At 63.4% G+C, this 17,343-nt stretch carries 14 protein-coding genes; 9 read left to right on the top strand and 5 right to left on the bottom strand.

Going from position 1 to position 17,343, the window contains the following annotated elements:
- The first annotated feature begins 37 nt into the window (after nucleotides 1-37).
- Nucleotides 38-1,780: an adenylate/guanylate cyclase domain-containing protein gene (locus tag GC1_RS18145; protein WP_019297727.1), complete on the top strand. Its 1,743-nt coding sequence runs from the start codon at nucleotides 38-40 to the stop codon at nucleotides 1,778-1,780.
- A 57-nt stretch (nucleotides 1,781-1,837) separates the two neighbouring features.
- Here the strand turns inward: GC1_RS18145 and GC1_RS18140 are convergent, their stop codons facing one another.
- A complete protein-coding gene (locus tag GC1_RS18140) occupies nucleotides 1,838-3,424 on the bottom strand; it encodes a 2-isopropylmalate synthase (RefSeq protein WP_019297728.1) in 1,587 nt (528 codons plus the stop codon).
- 502 nt (nucleotides 3,425-3,926) lie between these two features.
- Between GC1_RS18140 and GC1_RS18135 the strand changes: the two genes are divergently transcribed.
- Together GC1_RS18135 and GC1_RS18130 are read left to right on the top strand one after the other, a co-directional pair.
- Nucleotides 3,927-4,361, top strand: coding sequence for a universal stress protein (locus GC1_RS18135; protein ID WP_019297729.1), 435 nt, complete (start codon nucleotides 3,927-3,929; stop codon nucleotides 4,359-4,361).
- Nucleotides 4,362-4,382: 21 nt separating this feature from the next.
- The gene (locus GC1_RS18130) at nucleotides 4,383-5,927 is read left to right on the top strand and encodes an alanine/glycine:cation symporter family protein (RefSeq protein ID WP_019297730.1); all 1,545 of its coding nucleotides are present in this window, start codon (nucleotides 4,383-4,385) and stop codon (nucleotides 5,925-5,927) included.
- A gap of 74 nt (nucleotides 5,928-6,001) precedes the next feature.
- Here the strand turns inward: GC1_RS18130 and pdxR are convergent, their stop codons facing one another.
- Complete coding sequence (pdxR, locus tag GC1_RS18125; RefSeq protein ID WP_019297731.1) at nucleotides 6,002-7,378, bottom strand: MocR-like pyridoxine biosynthesis transcription factor PdxR; 1,377 nt, start codon at nucleotides 7,376-7,378, stop codon at nucleotides 6,002-6,004.
- 95 nt (nucleotides 7,379-7,473) lie between these two features.
- Here pdxR and GC1_RS18120 point away from each other — a divergent pair, with 95 nt between their 5' ends.
- Nucleotides 7,474-8,139, top strand: a complete 666-nt coding sequence (locus GC1_RS18120; RefSeq protein WP_019297732.1) for a pyridoxamine 5'-phosphate oxidase family protein — start codon at nucleotides 7,474-7,476, stop codon at nucleotides 8,137-8,139.
- 57 nt (nucleotides 8,140-8,196) lie between these two features.
- On the opposite strand, the gene GC1_RS18115 is transcribed toward GC1_RS18120, so the two are convergent.
- Nucleotides 8,197-9,633, bottom strand: coding sequence for an MORN repeat-containing protein (locus tag GC1_RS18115; protein WP_019297733.1), 1,437 nt, complete (start codon nucleotides 9,631-9,633; stop codon nucleotides 8,197-8,199).
- A 182-nt stretch (nucleotides 9,634-9,815) separates the two neighbouring features.
- Here GC1_RS18115 and GC1_RS18110 point away from each other — a divergent pair, with 182 nt between their 5' ends.
- The 4 genes from GC1_RS18110 to gltX all read left to right on the top strand — a co-directional run bounded on the left by GC1_RS18110 (nucleotide 9,816) and on the right by gltX (nucleotide 14,936).
- Nucleotides 9,816-11,474, top strand: a complete 1,659-nt coding sequence (locus GC1_RS18110) for an NAD+ synthase (protein WP_019297734.1) — start codon at nucleotides 9,816-9,818, stop codon at nucleotides 11,472-11,474.
- Between the two features lie 179 nt (nucleotides 11,475-11,653).
- On the top strand, nucleotides 11,654-12,985 hold the full coding sequence (locus tag GC1_RS18105; protein ID WP_029204976.1) for an NAD(P)/FAD-dependent oxidoreductase: 1,332 nt from the start codon (nucleotides 11,654-11,656) through the stop codon (nucleotides 12,983-12,985).
- A gap of 75 nt (nucleotides 12,986-13,060) precedes the next feature.
- Entirely contained in the window at nucleotides 13,061-13,489 is a 429-nt protein-coding gene (locus GC1_RS18100) for a DUF1801 domain-containing protein (protein WP_019297736.1), read from the top strand.
- A gap of 121 nt (nucleotides 13,490-13,610) precedes the next feature.
- On the top strand, nucleotides 13,611-14,936 hold the full coding sequence (gene gltX / locus GC1_RS18095) for a glutamate--tRNA ligase (protein WP_019297737.1): 1,326 nt from the start codon (nucleotides 13,611-13,613) through the stop codon (nucleotides 14,934-14,936).
- 81 nt (nucleotides 14,937-15,017) lie between these two features.
- On the opposite strand, the gene GC1_RS18090 is transcribed toward gltX, so the two are convergent.
- Both GC1_RS18090 and GC1_RS18085 read right to left on the bottom strand, forming a co-directional pair.
- Nucleotides 15,018-16,211, bottom strand: a complete 1,194-nt coding sequence (locus tag GC1_RS18090) for a DUF2254 domain-containing protein (RefSeq protein WP_019297738.1) — start codon at nucleotides 16,209-16,211, stop codon at nucleotides 15,018-15,020.
- Complete coding sequence (locus GC1_RS18085) at nucleotides 16,208-16,780, bottom strand: gamma-glutamylcyclotransferase family protein (RefSeq protein WP_029204977.1); 573 nt, start codon at nucleotides 16,778-16,780, stop codon at nucleotides 16,208-16,210. The genes GC1_RS18090 and GC1_RS18085 overlap by 4 nt, the downstream gene beginning before the upstream one ends.
- A 100-nt stretch (nucleotides 16,781-16,880) precedes the next feature.
- On the opposite strand from GC1_RS18085, the gene GC1_RS18080 reads away from it, so the two are divergent.
- The gene (locus tag GC1_RS18080; protein ID WP_019297740.1) at nucleotides 16,881-17,330 is read left to right on the top strand and encodes an RrF2 family transcriptional regulator; all 450 of its coding nucleotides are present in this window, start codon (nucleotides 16,881-16,883) and stop codon (nucleotides 17,328-17,330) included.
- Nucleotides 17,331-17,343 lie beyond the last annotated feature (13 nt).

Here is a 17,343-nt window from a genome sequence, read left to right as displayed (position 1 = left end):
GCTTTCCCGCTACGCTTTCCGGCAGGGAGGGCGCTACATGGAACGCAGGCTGGCCGCCGTGCTGGCGGCGGATATGGTTGGCTACAGCCGCCTGATGGACGTGGACGAGCAGGGCACGCTGGCCCGTCTTCGTACCCACCGGATCGAACTCATTGACCCTGCGATCTCCAAAAACCGCGGCTCCATCATCAAGACCACCGGCGACGGGATGCTGGTCGAGTTTCCCAGCGTCTGCGACGCAGTGGCCTGCGCCGCTGAGGTGCAGGACAGGATGCGCCGCCGCAACGCCGATGTGGCGCCCGACAAACGTATCCAGTTCCGGATTGGTGTGAACCTTGGCGATATCATCTTTGACGAGGGCGATATCTACGGCGGCGGCGTCAACGTGGCGGCCCGGCTGGAGCAATTTGCCGGCACCGGCGACGTCTGCATCTCGGCCGCGGTTTTCGATCAGGTCCGTCGCATGGATGACTTGCAGTTTGAGGACCTGGGGCCGCAACAGCTCAAGAATATCGCAGAGCCGGTGCGGGTCTACCGGCTGCTCTTGGAAGGAGACGCCGCCGACGCGCCGGAACAGGACAGCAGTGCGGCTGAACCGGTTGCCGTGGTCAAACCCTCCATCGCGGTGCTGCCCTTTGCCAATATGAGCGGCGATCCGGAGCAGGAGTTCTTTGCCGACGGCCTGACGGAGGACATCCTGACCGAGCTCAGCCGCCGCCACGAGCTGTTCGTGATCTCCCGCAACTCGACATTTGTCTACAAGGGGCAGGCAGTGAACATCCGCGAAGTGGCAGAGAAGCTTGGCGCCCGCTACATCGTCGAAGGCAGCGTGCGTAAAGGCGGCAACCGTGTCCGGATCACGGTGCAGCTGATCGACAGCTGCAATGATTCCCACATCTGGGCAGAGAAATACGACCGGACCCTGGATGATATCTTTGAGATTCAGGACGAGGTGACATCGGCGATTGTCGCCACCCTGCCGGGCCGGATCGAAGCGGCGCAGCAGGATGAGGTCTCGCGCAAGAAACCCGCCAGCCTGGCGGCTTATGAATGCGTGCTGGCGGCCAAGGTGCTGCATCACCGCAGCACGGCTGAAGACAATGCAGAGGCGATGAAGCTGATCGACCGCGCGGCGGAGCTGGACCCGGAGTTTGCCCATGCCCACGCCTGGCGCGGTTGCATCCGCGGCCAGGCCTGGGGGTATGGCTGGTGCGATGATGTTGAGGGGATGCTGCAACTGGCGCTGGAGTCGATCCAGAAAGCCGCCTCGATGGATGACAATGATGCGGATGTGCACCGGCTGATGGCGGCGGTGTCCATCCTGCAAGAGAACCTCGATCAGGCGCAGTACCATCAGGAACGCGCCCTGGCGCTCAATCCCAACTATGATCTGGTTGTGGTGCAGATGGGCGAGCTTTTGACCTGGCAAGGCAGGCCGGAGGAGGGCGCGGAATGGATCGAGAAGGCGATGCGCCTCAACCCGCATTTTCCGGTCCGCTTCTGGAGCCATCTGGGCAAGGCGCATTTCACCGCGCGCCTGTATGAGCGGGCGCTGACAGATTTCAAACGCCTGCCATCAATGGATGCGGTGCAGACTGCCTTGGTTGCCGCCTGCCACAGCTGGCTGGGCGATGTGCAGCAGGCGCAGGACTGCGTGGCGCAAATCCGGGTGATGCAGCCGGACGCCACGGCAGAGGCTTTGCTGGCCGGGCTGCACTACGGCCGCAGCGAAGACAAAGAACATTTCACTGAAGGGCTGCGCAAGGCCGGGCTGGAGTAAGTTGTAACGAAAAAGGGCGCCGCAACGGGCGCCCTTTCTCTTTCAATTGAGCCTGGCTCAGGCGAGATCCTTGTAGGAAATCTCCTTGGTGTCGGCACCTTCGCCGACCCGGCCGCGGCGCACGATCAGGCGGTTCAGCGCGTTCACATAGGCCTTGGCCGAGGCCACAACCGTGTCGGTGTTGGCGCTTTCGCCGGTGGCAATATTGCCGTCCTCTTCCAGCCGCACGGAGACGGTTGCCTGCGCGTCGGTGCCCTCGGTGACCGCATGCACCTGGTAGAGCTGCAGGCGGGCGGTGTTCGGATAGATCATGCGGATCGCCTTGAAGGTCGCATCCACCGGGCCGTCTCCCTCGGCGGTTTCGGTCACGTCCTTGCCGTCGATCTCCATCTCGACGGTGGATTCCGCCGGGCCGCCGGTGCCGCAGACCACCTTCATCGACACAATCTTGAGGTGGTCGTTCTCCGCGTCGGTGCCGATGCGCATCAGCGCGATGAGGTCGTCGTCGAACACTTCTTTCTTGCGGTCGGCCAGCTCCTTGAAGCGGACAAAGACATCCTTCAGCTGGTTGTCGCCCACGTCATAGCCAAGATGCTCCAGCTTGTCGCGCAGTGCGGCACGGCCGGAATGCTTGCCCAGGGGCAGCGAAGTGCCCGAAAGGCCGATGTCCTCGGGCCGCATGATCTCGAAGTTCTCGCGGTTCTTCAGCATCCCGTCCTGGTGGATGCCGCTTTCATGGGCAAAGGCATTCTTGCCGACGATCGCCTTGTTCGGCTGCACCACAAAGCCGGACACGGTCGAAACCCGGCGCGAGACATGCATGATCTTGGTGGTGTCGATGCCGGTGGACCAGGGCATGATGTCATTGCGCGTCTTCAGCGCCATCACCACCTCTTCCAGCGCGGTGTTGCCTGCGCGTTCGCCAAGGCCGTTGATGGTGCATTCGATCTGGCGCGCACCGCCTGCCACCGCTGCCAGCGCGTTGGCGGTCGCCATGCCGAGGTCGTTGTGGCAATGGGTGGCAAAGACCACCTCGTCGGCGCCCGGCACGGTTTCAATCAGGCGCTTGATCAGGTCGGCGCTTTCCGCAGGTGCGGTATAGCCGACGGTGTCGGGGATGTTGATGGTGGTCGCACCCGCCTTGATGGCGATCTCGATCACCCGGCACAGGTAGTCCCACTCGGTCCGGGTCGCATCCATCGGCGACCACTGCACGTTGTCGACCAGATTGCGGGCGTGCGTCACGGTCTCGTGGATCTTGTCCGCCATCTCATCCATCGTCAGGTTCGGGATGGCGCGGTGCAGCGGCGAGGTGCCGATGAAGGTGTGAATGCGCGGCTGCGCAGCCTTGCGCACCGCTTCCGCGCAGCGGTCGATATCCTTGAAATTGGCGCGTGCGAGCCCGCAGATCATCGAATTTTTCGAGCGCTCGGCAATCTCTGACACGGCAGCAAAGTCGCCTTCGGAAGCAATCGGGAAGCCGGCCTCGATGATGTCCACGCCCATCTCGTCCAGAAGCTCGGCGATCTCCAGCTTCTCGTCATGGGTCATGGTGGCGCCGGGGCTCTGCTCGCCGTCGCGCAGGGTGGTATCGAAAATCAATACACGGGATTTGTCACCGGAAATCGGGGATGCGTTTGTCATGATGGTATCTCTTGTCTCTGTCCTAAGCCCTTAGGGGCATCATAAGCCTTCTATGGCGCGCGTGCGGCAATCCTCTGAGCGGGCGCGCCGGAAGGGCACGCTCAGAGGCGGGCTAGGATCAGTAGGGCGCGCAGAGCGGCACCGCGGGCGGCGGTGGCTGCAATAGTGATATCTGCGCAAATGGTCATGGCAGGGATTTATACAGAGGCGGCGGCGAATGGAAAGGGGGATTCTGTCCGCCGTGATTGCCTGAGTTGCCGTTGCGGCACGGCACCGTTTTGACACCGCCGTATGCCGCTGTATGCGGTAAGTGCAAGACAATATTGAAAAAGGGATATAATATAAGTAAGGACCTGCCGCAGTTTCAATGCGGCAGTTTGTCCGCACTGCGCCTTTTTTTGAGGCGGGAACGGCAATGGGTCTTGCGTCGGCAGGTTTTCCGGCGTTGACACCCCGGATCCGGCGCTCCCGTAGAGGAATGCGCCATCGATAGGAGGAAAAAGTGTCGAATAAAATTGTCCTTGGATATGACGACAGCGAGGCCGCCAAATCGGCGCTTGCTTTTGCCGTCAGCCTTGCCAAAGCGCAAGGGGCAGAGCTGGTGATCGCGCATGTGCTGGAATGGTCGCCCTATTCTTTCCTCACCCCGGAGGAGATCGAGCAGCGCCACAAGCGCCGCGAGGAAGAACTGAAGCGCGCAGAGGACGCCCTGCTGGCACCGGTGCGCAAGAGCCTCGAAGACGACGGTGTCACCGTCTCGACTGAGCTGAAATACGGCCATATCGCGGAAACCCTGATCGACGTGATCAAGAAGAGTGGCGCCAACCACCTGATCATTGGCCGCACTGGCCATTCGGCACTGTCGTCGCGGCTGTTCGGCTCTGTCGCGGGCAGCCTTGCCCAGGCGGCTCCGGTTCCGGTCACCATCGTTCCCTAAAGATAAACTCAGAGGACAGTCATGAGGAAATCAATCAAGGCGGCAGCCCTGTCTGCGCCGCTGCTGCTGGCGGCAACCGCCCCGGCGATGGCACAATCCGTCGATGAGCGCGTCAATGAGCTGTTTGCCAGCTCCACCGGCTGGTTCGTCAACCTGATCTTCAGCCCGTTCCCCGGCACCAGCTTCCCCTGGATCGTGGCCTGGCTGGTGGTCGCGGCCACCGTGTTCACACTGTACTTCGGCCTGATCCAGTTCCGTGCCTTCCCACACTCGATTTCGCTGGTCAAAGGCGACTACTCCGACCCCAACGACGCGGGTGAGGTCAGCCACTTCCAGGCGCTGGCAACCGCGCTGTCGGGTACCGTCGGCCTCGGCAATATCGCCGGCGTTGCGGTGGCAGTCGGCATCGGCGGCCCCGGTGCAACCTTCTGGATGATCCTGGCCGGCCTGATGGGCATGGCGTCGAAGTTCACCGAATGCACCCTGGGCGTGAAATACCGCAATGAGTTCGAAGACGGCCACGTCTCCGGCGGCCCGATGTACTACATGACCAAGGGCTTTGCCGAACGCGGCCTGCCGATGGGCAAGTTCCTGGCAGTGCTGTTCTCGGTGTTCTGCATCCTCGGCGCCTTTGGTGGCGGCAACATGTTCCAGGCCAACCAGGCGCACGCGCAAATCTCCGGCGTCGTGGGCGACTACCCGGGCTGGATCACCGGCGTCGTGTTCGCTGCTGTGGTGTTTGCCGTGATCGTTGGCGGCCTGAAATCCATTGCCCGCGTCACCGAAAAGGTCGTGCCGTTCATGGGTGTAATGTATGTTGCAGCCGCGCTGGTCATTCTGGCGATGAACGCGGACAAGATCGGCTGGGCATTCGGCCAGATCTTCGAAGGCGCCTTCACCGGTGCGGGTGTTGCCGGCGGTATGGTTGGCGCGCTGATCCAGGGCTTCAAGCGCGCGGCCTTCTCGAACGAGGCAGGCGTTGGCTCTGCAGCGATCGCCCACTCCGCGGTGAAAACCAAGGAGCCGATCACCGAAGGCTTCGTGTCGCTTCTGGAACCCTTCATCGACACCGTGGTGATCTGCACCATGACCGCGCTGGTAATCATCATCACCGGTCAGCTGATCCAGGATCCGAACACCGGCCTCTACCTGCTGGATGAAGGTGCAAGCACCATCCAGACCGTGGACGGCAACAAGGGCGTGGCGCTGACCTCGGCAGCCTTCTCGTCGGCCTTCGGCTGGTTCCAGTACGTGCTGGCGCTGGCAGTGATCCTGTTTGCCTTCTCCACCATGATCAGCTGGTCCTACTATGGCCTCAAGGCCTGGACCTTCCTGTTCGGCGAAGGCCAGACCACCGAACTGGTGTTCAAGGTGATCTTCTGCATCTTCGTGGTGATCGGCGCAGCCGCAAACCTCGGCCCGGTGATCGACTTCTCCGACGCGGCAATCTTTGCCATGGCGGTTGTCAACATCATCGCGCTCTACTTCCTGATGCCGATCGTCAAGAAAGAGCTGAACAGCTACATGGCGCGCCTGAAGTCGGGTGAGATCAAGAAGTACAGCTGATCGGCTCCGGCCTGATCAACGCTGAATGAGGCAAGCCTCCCCGGCCATCCGGGGAGGCTTTTTTTTACTCGATGTTAGCGCCTGCCTTCCACGATCCGGCGCAAGCCGGCGACCTGGCCGGGCAGGTCATCAGCTGGCGACTGGCAGAACCCGATCAGCAAACCCTGAGCTGCGCATTCCGGATCATGCGGCGACAGCGGCCGGACGCCATATCCTGCCTCAGCCGTGCGGCGGCAAATCTCCGTGTCGTTTTGCGACTCCTTCAGATGAAAAGCGATCTGCATCCCGGCATTGTGGCGGTGAAAGTATCCCAGTGACTCCGGCCATTCTGCCAGCGCCTCCGCCGCCGCTGCATAGCGCTCTGCATAAAGCCTGCGGGCGCGGCGGATGTGGCGGTCGTACTGGCCTGACGCCATGAACTCCGCCAGCGGCCGCTGTGCGGTGATGGCAGCGCCTGCGCTCGGGTGGATGAACTGCGCCCTGAACTGCGGCACCAGCGCCGACGGCAGGATCGCATAGCCCAGCCGCAGCGCATGGGAAAATGTCTTGGAGAAGGTGCCCACATAAATGCAGCGCCCCTCCCCATCGAGCGCGGCCATCGCAGGCACCGGCTGGCCGCCATAGCGGAATTCGCTGTCAAAATCATCCTCGATGATCCAGCCGTCGCGCGCCTTGGCCGCCTGCAGGAAGGCCTGCCGCTGCGGCACCGGCAGGGTGCCGCCCAGCGGGAACTGATGCGAGGGGGTCAGCAGCGTGACCTTGGCCATCTGCTGCGGCACCTCGGCCCCGCGCGTACCAGCCCGCAGCCGGTGCACCCGCCAGCCGCGGGCCTGCGCAAACCGCCGCGTCGGTGTGAAGCCAGGAGCCTCCAGCGCGATGTCCTCGCCCTCCACCAGAAACTCCATTGCCAGTTCCAGCGCCTCGCGCGCACCGCTGGTGACCAGCACCTGTTCCGCGCTGCATTCGATGCCCCGCCAGCGCGCCGCATAGGCGGCGATTTCCCGGCGCAGCTCCGGGTCGCCAAAGGCATCCTCCTGATAGCTCAGGCTCAGCGGTGCCACTCTTGCCACACGTGAAACACAGCGCGCCCAGGGGCGGGTAGGAAACACGTCAGGATCTGGCGCACCGGGCAGAAGCAGGCCGGGTACAGGCGGCGGAACTGCTGCGGCCGGCTGCGCCGCCGCCTCAGGCGGCCGAATCGGCGCTACGTCGCAGACAAATATCCCGGAACCCTGGCGTGTTTCGGCAAAGCCCTCGGCCACCAATTGGTCATAAGCGGTCATTACGGTGGAACGCGCAACCCCCAGATCCTGCGCCAGTGCCCGCGAGGACGGCAGCCTGGTGCCAAGACCCAGGCTGCCCTCGCTGATCCGGCGGCGCAGCGCGGCGACAATCTGCTGGTACAGCGGTCCGGTTTTGCTGTCAGAAATCATGCCGGAGAGGTCAATCATGCTGGACTGCTCTTTTTGTCAGAAAGTGGAGGTTAAATTCAATCCAGTTTGCGCGTAGCTGTCACGGGACACAACAAGAAATATGAGGTCAGCCGATGCGCCAGCCCGAACAAGAAGCCGCCCTGAAAACAGACCGCAGCCGCCTGCGCCGCGCCCATGAACGCGGGCTCTATGACCGCGACAGCCTGTATCAGGTGCTCGACGCCATGCCGCTGGCCCACATAGGATATCAGATCGGCGGCTCAACTTCGGTGCTGCCGACCCTGCAATGGCGTGAGGGCGATCACGTCTACTGGCACGGCTCCGCCGCCAGCCGGGCGATCCGGGCAATGGCGGGTTCGGAGGTCTGCCTGACCGTCACTTGCATGGATGGCTACGTGCTGGCGCGTTCCGCCTTTCACCACTCTGTCAACTTCCGCTCTGCGATGCTGTTCGGGGTGGCAGAGCAAGTCACGGACGAGGACGCCAAGGCCGCCAGTCTCAAGACGATGGTGGATCACATCTTCCCCGGCCGCTGGGAGACCCTGCGCCCGATGACCGCGCAGGAACTGAAGGCAACAGCGCTGCTGCGGATGCCGATCGAGGAAGGCGCGGCCAAGATCCGCTCCGGCCCGCCCAAGGACGATGAAGAGGATTACGCACTGCCAATCTGGGCCGGCGTGGTGCCGATGGCAATGGAATTGAAGCCGCCGCAGCCGGACCCGGCCAACCTGGAGGGCGTCGCAATGCCCGACCACCTGAGCAGCATCCGCATCGGCTGAAACAAAAAAGGCGCGCCATCCCGGCGCGCCATTTTACAGTCTGAAGTTCCTTTCGGCTTACTCGGTCTGCCCTGCTTCGGTCTGGCCCGTGTCCCCGGACCCCTGGCTGACCAGTGCACCGTTTTCCCAGGTGCCGTCCGCCTGCTGGCCGCTGGCGTATTTCATCGTGCCCGGCCCCTGCCGCTTGCCATTGACGAAACTGCCTTCGTACACATCGCCATTGGCATAGGTCGCCACGCCCTGGCCGTAGATCTTGCCTTCCTGCCATTCGCCCTCATAGGTGAAGCCGTCGGGCATCACGATCTTGCCCTGCCCGTGGCGCTGGCTGCTGGCAAATGCGCCGGTATAGACCGAGCCGTCCGCATAGGTCACCGTTGCCTCGCCATGGCGCTGCCCGTCCTGCCAGCCGCCCTCGTAGCGGTAGCCGTCGGCATAGGTCATCACCCCCTGGCCGTGGTTCTTGGCGTTCTTGAAGCCGCCGGTATAGGTGATGCCGCTGGGGTAGGTGGCGGTGCCTTCGCCCTCAATCACCCCGGCCACCCAGTCGCCCTCGTAGGTGGAGCCGTCAGGATAGGTAATCTTGCCCTTGCCCTCCGCCAGATCATCGCGGAAATCGCCTTCGTAGACCGAGCCGTCTGGGTAGACCGCTTTGCCCTTGCCCTCGATCTGGCCTTTCACCCATGCGCCTTCATAGGTGTAGCCGTCCTTTTCGGTGAAGGAGCCAGTGCCATGACGCAGGTCATCGTGGAAATCGCCAGCATAGACGTCACCATTGGCATAGGTCTGCTTGCCAGTGCCATGGCGGCGGCCCTTCTGCAGTTCGCCCTCGTAGATATCGCCATTGGCCTGCATCAGCTTGCCGGTGCCATGCATCTGGCTGGCCTGCCACTCGCCCTCATAAATCAGCCCGTCGGAGGTCTCCAGCTTGCCCTGGCCCTGCAACTGTCCGTCGGTCACCGACCCCTCGTAAACGGTGCCTTCAGCATAGGTGATCTTCGCCAGGCCCTGCTGGCGGCCCTCCACCCAGTCACCGTCATAGGTATAGCCGTCAGGCGACGTCATCACGCCCTTGCCGTGCCGCTTGCCATCGGCAAAGCTGCCCTGATAGCGCACGCCGCTGGCATAGACAGAGGTGCCGTCACCATGGATCTGCCCGTCCTGCCAGCCACCTTCATAGGTGCTGCCGTCGGCGCGGGTCAGCTTGCCCAACCCGTGCGGCTTGCCTTGCGCGAATTCGCCTTCATAGACCGAACCGTCCGGGAAACGCGCCACGCCCTGGCCGCGCACTTCACCTTCGACCCATTCGCCGGTGTACTCATAGCCATTGGGCAGCTTGTAGGTGCCGGTGCCATGCTGCAGCCCGCCTTTGAACGTGCCTTCGTAGACGCCGCCGATCTCGTCCTGGGTGGTGATGACCTCGCCTTCCTGCGCCAGCGCGGGGGCGGCCAGTGCCAGGATGGTGGAAAGCGCGAATGCGGTGCCGAAACGGGTCATTGAAAACCTCTGCCTGCCCAGGGATTACGGTGCTGCTGCCATATTGGGTTGCTCGCCCGGAAACTAAGCTACCGCAACACGGGCCGCAATGTCTTTTCCCTGGCCTGCCCCCCTTGCCCTTTTCCTTGGCCGTCAATCTGATAAATGGCTGGGAGAGGTATTTCACAAAGGGCCCAAGCAGCATGGCAGACCGTTTCCGCGTGACACTGGCGCAGCTGAACCCCACCGTCGGCGACCTGGCAGGCAACGCCGCCAAGGCCCGTGCCGCCTGGGAGGAGGGCCGTAAGGCCGGCGCGGATCTGGTGGCGCTGCCGGAAATGTTCATCACCGGCTATAACACCCAGGACCTGGTGATGAAGCCGGCCTTCCACACCGCCGCCATCGCCGAGGTAGAGAAACTGGCCGCGGATTGCGCAGACGGCCCCGCGCTGGCTATCGGCAGCCCCTGGGTCGAGGGCGCTAAACTCTATAATGCCTACCTTGTCCTGAAAGACGGCAAGATCGCCTCGCGCAGCCTCAAGCACCACCTGCCCAATGAAACCGTGTTTGACGAGGTGCGGATTTTTGATGCCGGCCCGCTGGGCGGTCCCTATGCCGTTGGCAATACCCGCATCGGCTCCCCCATTTGCGAGGACGGCTGGCACGAGGATGTCGCGGAAACCCTGGCTGAGACCGGCGCAGAGTTCCTGCTGATCCCCAACGGCTCGCCCTATTTCCGCGACAAGATGGAGGTGCGCTTCAACCACATGGTGGCGCGCTCCGTCGAAACCCATCTGCCGGTGATCTACCTCAACATGGTTGGCGGCCAGGACGATCAGGTCTTTGACGGCGGCTCTTTCGTGCTGAACCCGGGCGGTGCGCTGGCGCTGCAGATGCCGGTGTTTGATGAGGCCTATGCCCATCTCGACCTGGAGCGCACCGAGGACGGCTGGCGCGCGGTCGAGGGCGAAAAGGCGCATCTGCCCGACGCATGGGAGCAGGACTACCGGGTGATGGTGGAGTCCTTGCGCGACTACATGGGCAAAACCGGCTTTAATAAGGCTCTGCTGGGCCTGTCCGGCGGCGTCGACTCCGCAATCGTTGCGGCCATCGCGGTGGACGCGCTTGGCGCCGAAAATGTCCGCTGTGTGATGCTGCCGTCGGAATACACCAGCCGGGACTCCCTCGACGATGCAGAGGCCGTCGCCAAGGCACTGGGCGTCCGCTACGACTACGTGCCGATCTCCGAAGGCCGGGCCGCCATCACCAACACCCTGGCGCCTCTGTTCGAGGGCATGGAGCCCGGCCTGACAGAGGAGAACATCCAGTCCCGTCTGCGCGGCCTGCTGCTGATGGCGATGTCCAACAAGTTTGGCGAAATGCTGCTGACCACCGGCAACAAGTCGGAGGTCGCAGTCGGCTATGCCACCATCTACGGCGACATGAACGGCGGCTACAACCCGATCAAGGATCTGTACAAGACCCGCGTGTTCGAAACCTGCCGCTGGCGCAACGCCAACCACCGTCCCTGGATGAGGGGCCCGGCTGGCGAGGTGATCCGCCCCAATGTGATCGACAAGCCGCCCAGTGCCGAGCTGCGCGAAGACCAGAAGGACAGCGACAGCCTGCCGGACTACCCGGTGCTGGATGCAATCCTTGATATTCTGGTGGATCAGGATGGCTCAATTGCAGATTGTGTTGCGGCGGGCTATGACCGGGATACAGCCAAGCGGGTGGAGCATCTGATTTATATCAGCGAATACAAGCGCTTCCAATCGGCTCCCGGTGCCCGCCTGACCCGGCGCGCGTTCTGGCTGGACCGCCGCTATCCGATTGTGAACCGCTGGCGCGACCCCTCTTGAAGGCCGCGCTAACCCGTTGACTCCGCAGGTTAATCCGCGTCTCTTTAGTCGCGGTTTAGGGTTTTTCGTTGCCGGTAACGTTCTGATATGCGGCGGAAAAATCACAATGGCCGAATGCGGCGCAACCTGTGTCGCATGCACGCTGGACCGGCGGTAATGCTGCGGGCATAGATGCCCGCATGCCCGGACCGAAGCTGCCTCATTTCCAATCCGATCTGGCCTTGCCCAAGGCCGTTGACGCCGTGGTGATCGGCGGCGGCATCATTGGTGCCAGCACCGCGCTGGAGCTGGCCGAACGCGGCCACTCGGTGCTGCTCTGCGAAAAGGGCCAGATCGCAGGGGAGCAAAGCTCGCGCAACTGGGGGTGGGTGCGTATCGCTTGCCGCGACCCGCGGGAAATCCCTCTGATGGCAGAGGCTTTGCGCCTGTGGGACGGATTGGCAGAACGCACCGGGCATGAGACCGGCTTCACCCGATCCGGTATCCTCTACACGGCTGAGACCGCCAAGCGCGAGGCGCAGCTGGAGCGCTGGCTGCGCAACCTCGACAGCTGGGACCAGGGCGCGCGCATGGTCCGCGGCCAACAGCTGGCCCAGCTGATGCCAGGACACCAGACCAAGGCGCAGGCAGCGCTGCACACGCCCATGGACGGCCGCGCCGAACCGCAGCTGGCAACCCACGCAATCGCCTCCGCCGCCCGTGCTGCCGGGGCGAAAGTAATGACCGATTGCGCCGTGCGCAGTGTTGAAACTTCTGCGGGCCGCATCAGCGGGGTGATGACCGAACGCGGCCGGGTGGCCTGTTCCGCCGTTGTCACCGCAGGCGGCGCTTGGTCGCGGCTGTTCCTGGGCAATGCGGGCGTGGACCTGCCGCAGCTCAAGGTGCTGAACTCGGTTCTGCGCACCTCGCCGGTGCCGGGAGGTCCGGAAACAGCGGTGCGCAGCGGCAATCTCGGCCTGCGCAAGCGGGCAGACGGTGGCTACACGGTCTCTGATGCGATGGAAAATGTGGTGGACATCGTTCCTGACAGTTTCCGCCTTGGCTGGAAATACCTGCCCAGCCTGCGCCAGGAATGGCGGGCCCTGCAATTCCGTGTCTCCGGCCGCTGGGCCGAGGAAGCTGCCCAGGCGCACCGATGGGATCCGCAGGACATTAGCCCTTTTGAACAGTGCCGCGTTCTAGATCCGGCACCCTCTCAGAAAGCACTCCGCAGCGGCTGGGCCGCAGCGCAAAGAGCATTCCCGGTGCTGCAGGGCGCCGATGTGGTGCAAAGCTGGGCCGGGCTGATGGATGTGACACCGGATGCAATCCCGGTCCTCTCGCAGGTCGACAGCTTGCCGGGGCTGTTCATTGCCACCGGCTTTTCCGGCCACGGTTTTGGTATCGGCCCCGCTGCCGGACGGCTGGCCGCTGATCTGGTGACCGGCAGCATCCCGGTGGTGGACCCGCACGCCTTCCGCCTGTCGCGCTTCACCGACGGCGGCGGCTACGGCCCTCAAACTGGCTACTGATCCCTCCGCCAGCCAAACGCCCGGCACTTCCAGACTGCTCCCGTTGTGCTATCATCTCAGCAGGAGGGCTGGCGGATGAGCCGGAACAAGACAGCCCTGACGGGCGCAAGCGTCATAGAGTTTCTGCAAGCGGTGGAGCCGGAGCGCAAATTGGTCGAGGCGCAGGAACTGGACCGTCTGTTCCGCAAGGCGACAGGCTATCAGCCGCAGATGTGGGGACCGTCTATCGTCGGTTACGGCAGATACCACTACCGCTACGCAACGGGCCGCGAAGGCGAGTTCCTGGCCACCGGATTTACCCCGCGCCGGGCGCGCCATTCGATCTACATCATGCCGGGCTACCAGGACTACAGTGCCATCCTGGCCCGATTGGGCAAGCACCGCCTCGGCAAAAGCTGCCTTTATGTGAACAAGCTCGCCGACATTGATCTGAACGTGCTGGCTGAGCTGATCCGCGCGGGCATCAAAGACCTCAATGCAATCTGGCCTGTGCAGCCTGAATAACCTCGCTTCATCTTTCCAAAAATACTCGCGCCGCAGGCCCGCGCCAAAGGCGCGTTAACCCTCGCGAAACTGGACAAACCGCGGCCCATGTGACAAGGGGCAGGGCAACAGGAGACTCGTGATGACCACCACCCGTTTTGCCCCGTCGCCGACCGGCTATATCCACGTCGGCAACCTGCGCACCGCGCTGATGAACTATCTGATCGCCCGCAAGGCCGGCGGCACTTTCATTCTGCGCATCGACGACACCGACCCGGAGCGGTCTAAGGAAGAATACGTCGATGCAATCAAGCAGGACCTGGAATGGCTGGGCCTGACCTGGGACAAGGTCGAACGCCAGTCCGAGCGCCTTGACCGCTATGTGGCGGCCGCCGACAAGCTGCGGGAGATCGGCCGCTTCTACGAGGCGTTTGAGACCCCGACTGAACTGGACCTGAAACGCAAGAAGCAGCTGAACATGGGCAAGCCGCCGGTCTATGACCGCGCCGCGCTGAACCTGTCCGACGACGAGAAAGCTGCCCTGCGGGCTGAGCGCGGCGACGGCGTCTGGCGCTTCAAGCTGGACCATCAGCGCATTGAGTGGACCGACGGCATCCTGGGCGACATCTCCATCGACGCGGCCTCGGTCTCCGACCCGGTGCTGATCCGCGGCGACGGCCAGTTCCTTTACACGCTTGCCTCGGTGGTCGACGACACCGAGATGGGTGTGACCCATGTGGTGCGCGGCTCCGACCACGTCACCAACACCGCCACCCAGATCCAGATCATCGAGGCGCTGGGCGGTTCTGTCCCCTCCTTCGCCCACCACTCGCTGCTGACCGGCCCGCAGGGCGAGGCGCTGTCCAAGCGTCTGGGCACCCTGGCGCTGCGCGACCTGCGCGAGGCCGGCGTGCAGCCGATGGCGCTCCTCAGCCTGATGGCGCGCCTGGGTTCCTCCGACCCGGTTGAACTGCGCTCGGAACTGGCAGAGCTGATCGAGGGCTTCGACATCAACCGCTTTGGTGCCGCGCCGACCAAGTTCGATGTCGAGGATCTCTATCCGCTGACCGCCCGCCACCTGCAGTCGCTGCCGCTGGAAGCCGTGCAAAGCCACGTGGACGCACTGGGCGTTCCGGCGGAGAAACAGGCCGCCTTCTGGGACATGGCCAAGGAAAACATCACCACGCTCCAGGATCTCGCGGGCTGGTGGGAGCTGTGCCGCGACGGTGCCGAGCCGCTGGTTGCGGATGAAGACAAGGATTTCATCACCGAAGCGATGGCCCTGCTGCCCGAAGGCCCCTACGACAGCGAAAGCTGGGGCAAGTGGACCGCCGCGGTGAAAGAGGCGACTGGCCGCAAGGGCAAGGGCCTGTTCATGCCGCTGCGCAAAGCCGTCACCGGCATGGAGCGCGGTCCCGACATGTCCGCCCTGCTGGCGCTGATGGAAACCGTGCGCGCCCGCGGCTGACACCTGAGACATACTGGTGTAAAAAGGGCGGTGCCTGATGGCGCCGCCTTTTTCTGTCCAGAAGGGCTGGGTGCGGGCGGTTCAACCCCAGCGGCCGTCCTTTACCTCCCGGCACATCTCCTTGGCCGCCTCTGCCATGTCCGGGTTCGGATGGCCGCCAAGCGCATCAAGTGATTTCTCCATCCAGCGCATCACCGAAGGCGAGTCGCTGCCGCAGCGGGCAATCGGCGGAAAGGCGCAGTGCAGCAGATGCTTGGCTGTGACCGGCGGGATGCTCACATTCGCATAGGTCGCTTCGCGTGTCCCGCTGGTCTCATCCGCCGGCATATTCTCCCACAGCAGCCGCTCCAGCCGCCCCATCACCTCCACCGCGGTGCCGGGGTCGTTGACACCGGGCGACAGCGCCCGCTGCGCGGTCTCCGCCAGCAGCGTGAGGCCAAAGGACGGGTCCTGGTCGAAACTGCGCACATCGCCGATGTCGATCGCCGCAGAGGCCGCCTTGCAGAAATCATTGTCCCCCGCCGTGGCCCAGGCCACCGGCTGGCCGCGCAGGATGTATTCCCCTGGCGCCCGCGCCAAGGTGATCTGGGTGCCGGCCTCCTCTGCCAGCTCATTCAGCCGCGACAGTCCCGCATAGCGGACAAAGCCGCTTTTAGCAGCGGGGATATCAACGGCGTCCTCGGGCTTGGCCTCTTCCCGCGCGCACAGGCCGCCGAGGCAGGGCTTGTCCATCCGCGCCTTCAGGCTGGCGCGGGTGCGGCTCTCGATCAGCCGCAGAGTGTGGTCCATGCTGCCCAGGCTCGACAAATGGTCGATCCAGCGCAGGATGGCGCCGACGATCAGCACCACCACGATGACGGTCAGGCCAAACACCACCAGCGCGCCTTCCGGGGTGAAATAGCCGGCCCGGAACAGGATCACCGCGCTCAGCGAATAGATGAAGCCGCTGACAAAGGTCGCCAGCACCCGGTGGGTGACAGTGTCCTCCAGCAGCAGCCGGTAGACCCGCGGCGTCGCCATTGACGCGGCTGTGCGATACGCGCTGACCATGACGTTCAGCGAGAACGTGGTGACCGCCAGCATGCCAGACGCCAGGATCGTCAGAACCGGCAGCACTGCCTCGCGCCCGAAATCTCCGCTCAGGTTGTCCGGCAGCCAGGGTTTCGCCAGCGGCGCCAGCAGCAGCGCCAGCACGGAGATTATGGAAATAAGAACAACCCTGAACCAGAGCTGCCGCGCAATCCGGCCCAGGTGCAATAATAGCTTTTCGATCATGCCTTCCAGACTATGCGGCGGGCGCCGGTGCTGTCGATCAGATCGTCAAAGATTTTGCGCTCTGCTGCGGCGATGCTCTGATGGCGCGGATACCGCGGTGCTGCACGGTCATCCAGAATTGGCGCATCCCAGCCGTCGGTGGTGTCCACGAAGCCCTTCAGGCCGTCATCACCAAATACCCGCAGGTAGCCCTGCAGCACCACATCCAGATAGCTCAGCAGGATCGGGTGCTGCTCGCTGACGCCGTTCTGCTTGTCGGCAGCGACCGCATAGACAGAGATTTCCGGCGCGCCCGCCAGCCCGTGCTGCACGCGGTCCGAGGCCGGCAGCCGCTCATAGGCAAACTCCCGTTCGTCCAGCGCCGCCCAGTCGGCACCCGGCACCTCGGCAATCAACCCGTCGATTTCACTGTTCTCGCAGGGCACCGCCGACAGAAATGCCACCTCGCGCAGGGAGGTGTGAACCCAGGCCCGCCGCCAGCCCTTCAGGCGGGCAGGCTGGGCACCGCCGTAGCTGTGTGTCGCCGTATTCACCAGGCTGCCGTAGCCAAAGAAGTAAGGAGCCGTCATCTGCGCACCCTTCCGCCGCATTTCCGCTTATTGATGTATGTCAAACCGCTTTTTGGCGGCTTGTGCAATAAGCTATGCAATCTAGCTTCGGGAGCACCCCATGCGCATTACCAAAAGGACCAACATTGCCGTGCGGCTGCTGATGTACTGCGCCGCGCATGAAGACCGCCTGGTGACCAAGGCCGAGATTGCAGAGTGCTGTAATATCTCGGAAAACCACCTGGCGCAGGTGATCAACCAGCTGAGCCAGCTGGGCTATCTTGCCACCCAGCGCGGCCGCAACGGCGGTATGAACCTGGGTAAGAACGCCGCAGAGATCCGAATCGGCGATGTGTTCCGCGATGTGGAAGGCAACCTGCCGATGGTGGAATGCTTTGCAGATGCGGACAACACCTGCCCGCTGGCCTCGGCCTGCCGCCTCAAGGTGGCGCTGGCGGATGCAGCCCAGGCTTTCTACACCTCGCTGGACGATATCTCGCTGGAATCTCTGGTTTGCGACAACCACGACCTGATGCGGATCCTGCAACCGGTGTCCTGCGGCGCCCGCTAAGGCAGGCCGCCGC

Source organism: Leisingera sp. ANG1, from assembly GCF_000203975.2.
In the GTDB taxonomy this organism is placed as follows: domain Bacteria; phylum Pseudomonadota; class Alphaproteobacteria; order Rhodobacterales; family Rhodobacteraceae; genus Leisingera.
This window is presented reverse-complemented; position numbering and strand designations above follow the sequence as displayed.

Bases quoted from the DNA above. Each gene is read 5' to 3' on its own strand.
- GC1_RS18145 (WP_019297727.1), top strand. From the start codon at position 38: ATGGAACGCAGGCTGGCCGCCGTGCTGGCGGCGGATATGGTTGGCTAC.
- GC1_RS18140 (WP_019297728.1), bottom strand. From the start codon at position 3,424: ATGACAAACGCATCCCCGATTTCCGGTGACAAATCCCGTGTATTGATT.
- GC1_RS18130 (WP_019297730.1), top strand. From the start codon at position 4,383: ATGAGGAAATCAATCAAGGCGGCAGCCCTGTCTGCGCCGCTGCTGCTG.
- pdxR (WP_019297731.1), bottom strand. From the start codon at position 7,378: ATGATTGACCTCTCCGGCATGATTTCTGACAGCAAAACCGGACCGCTG.
- GC1_RS18120 (WP_019297732.1), top strand. From the start codon at position 7,474: ATGCGCCAGCCCGAACAAGAAGCCGCCCTGAAAACAGACCGCAGCCGC.
- GC1_RS18115 (WP_019297733.1), bottom strand. From the start codon at position 9,633: ATGACCCGTTTCGGCACCGCATTCGCGCTTTCCACCATCCTGGCACTG.
- GC1_RS18110 (WP_019297734.1), top strand. From the start codon at position 9,816: ATGGCAGACCGTTTCCGCGTGACACTGGCGCAGCTGAACCCCACCGTC.
- GC1_RS18105 (WP_029204976.1), top strand. From the start codon at position 11,654: ATGCCCGGACCGAAGCTGCCTCATTTCCAATCCGATCTGGCCTTGCCC.
- GC1_RS18100 (WP_019297736.1), top strand. From the start codon at position 13,061: ATGAGCCGGAACAAGACAGCCCTGACGGGCGCAAGCGTCATAGAGTTT.
- gltX (WP_019297737.1), top strand. From the start codon at position 13,611: ATGACCACCACCCGTTTTGCCCCGTCGCCGACCGGCTATATCCACGTC.
- GC1_RS18090 (WP_019297738.1), bottom strand. From the start codon at position 16,211: ATGATCGAAAAGCTATTATTGCACCTGGGCCGGATTGCGCGGCAGCTC.
- GC1_RS18085 (WP_029204977.1), bottom strand. From the start codon at position 16,780: ATGACGGCTCCTTACTTCTTTGGCTACGGCAGCCTGGTGAATACGGCG.
- GC1_RS18080 (WP_019297740.1), top strand. From the start codon at position 16,881: ATGCGCATTACCAAAAGGACCAACATTGCCGTGCGGCTGCTGATGTAC.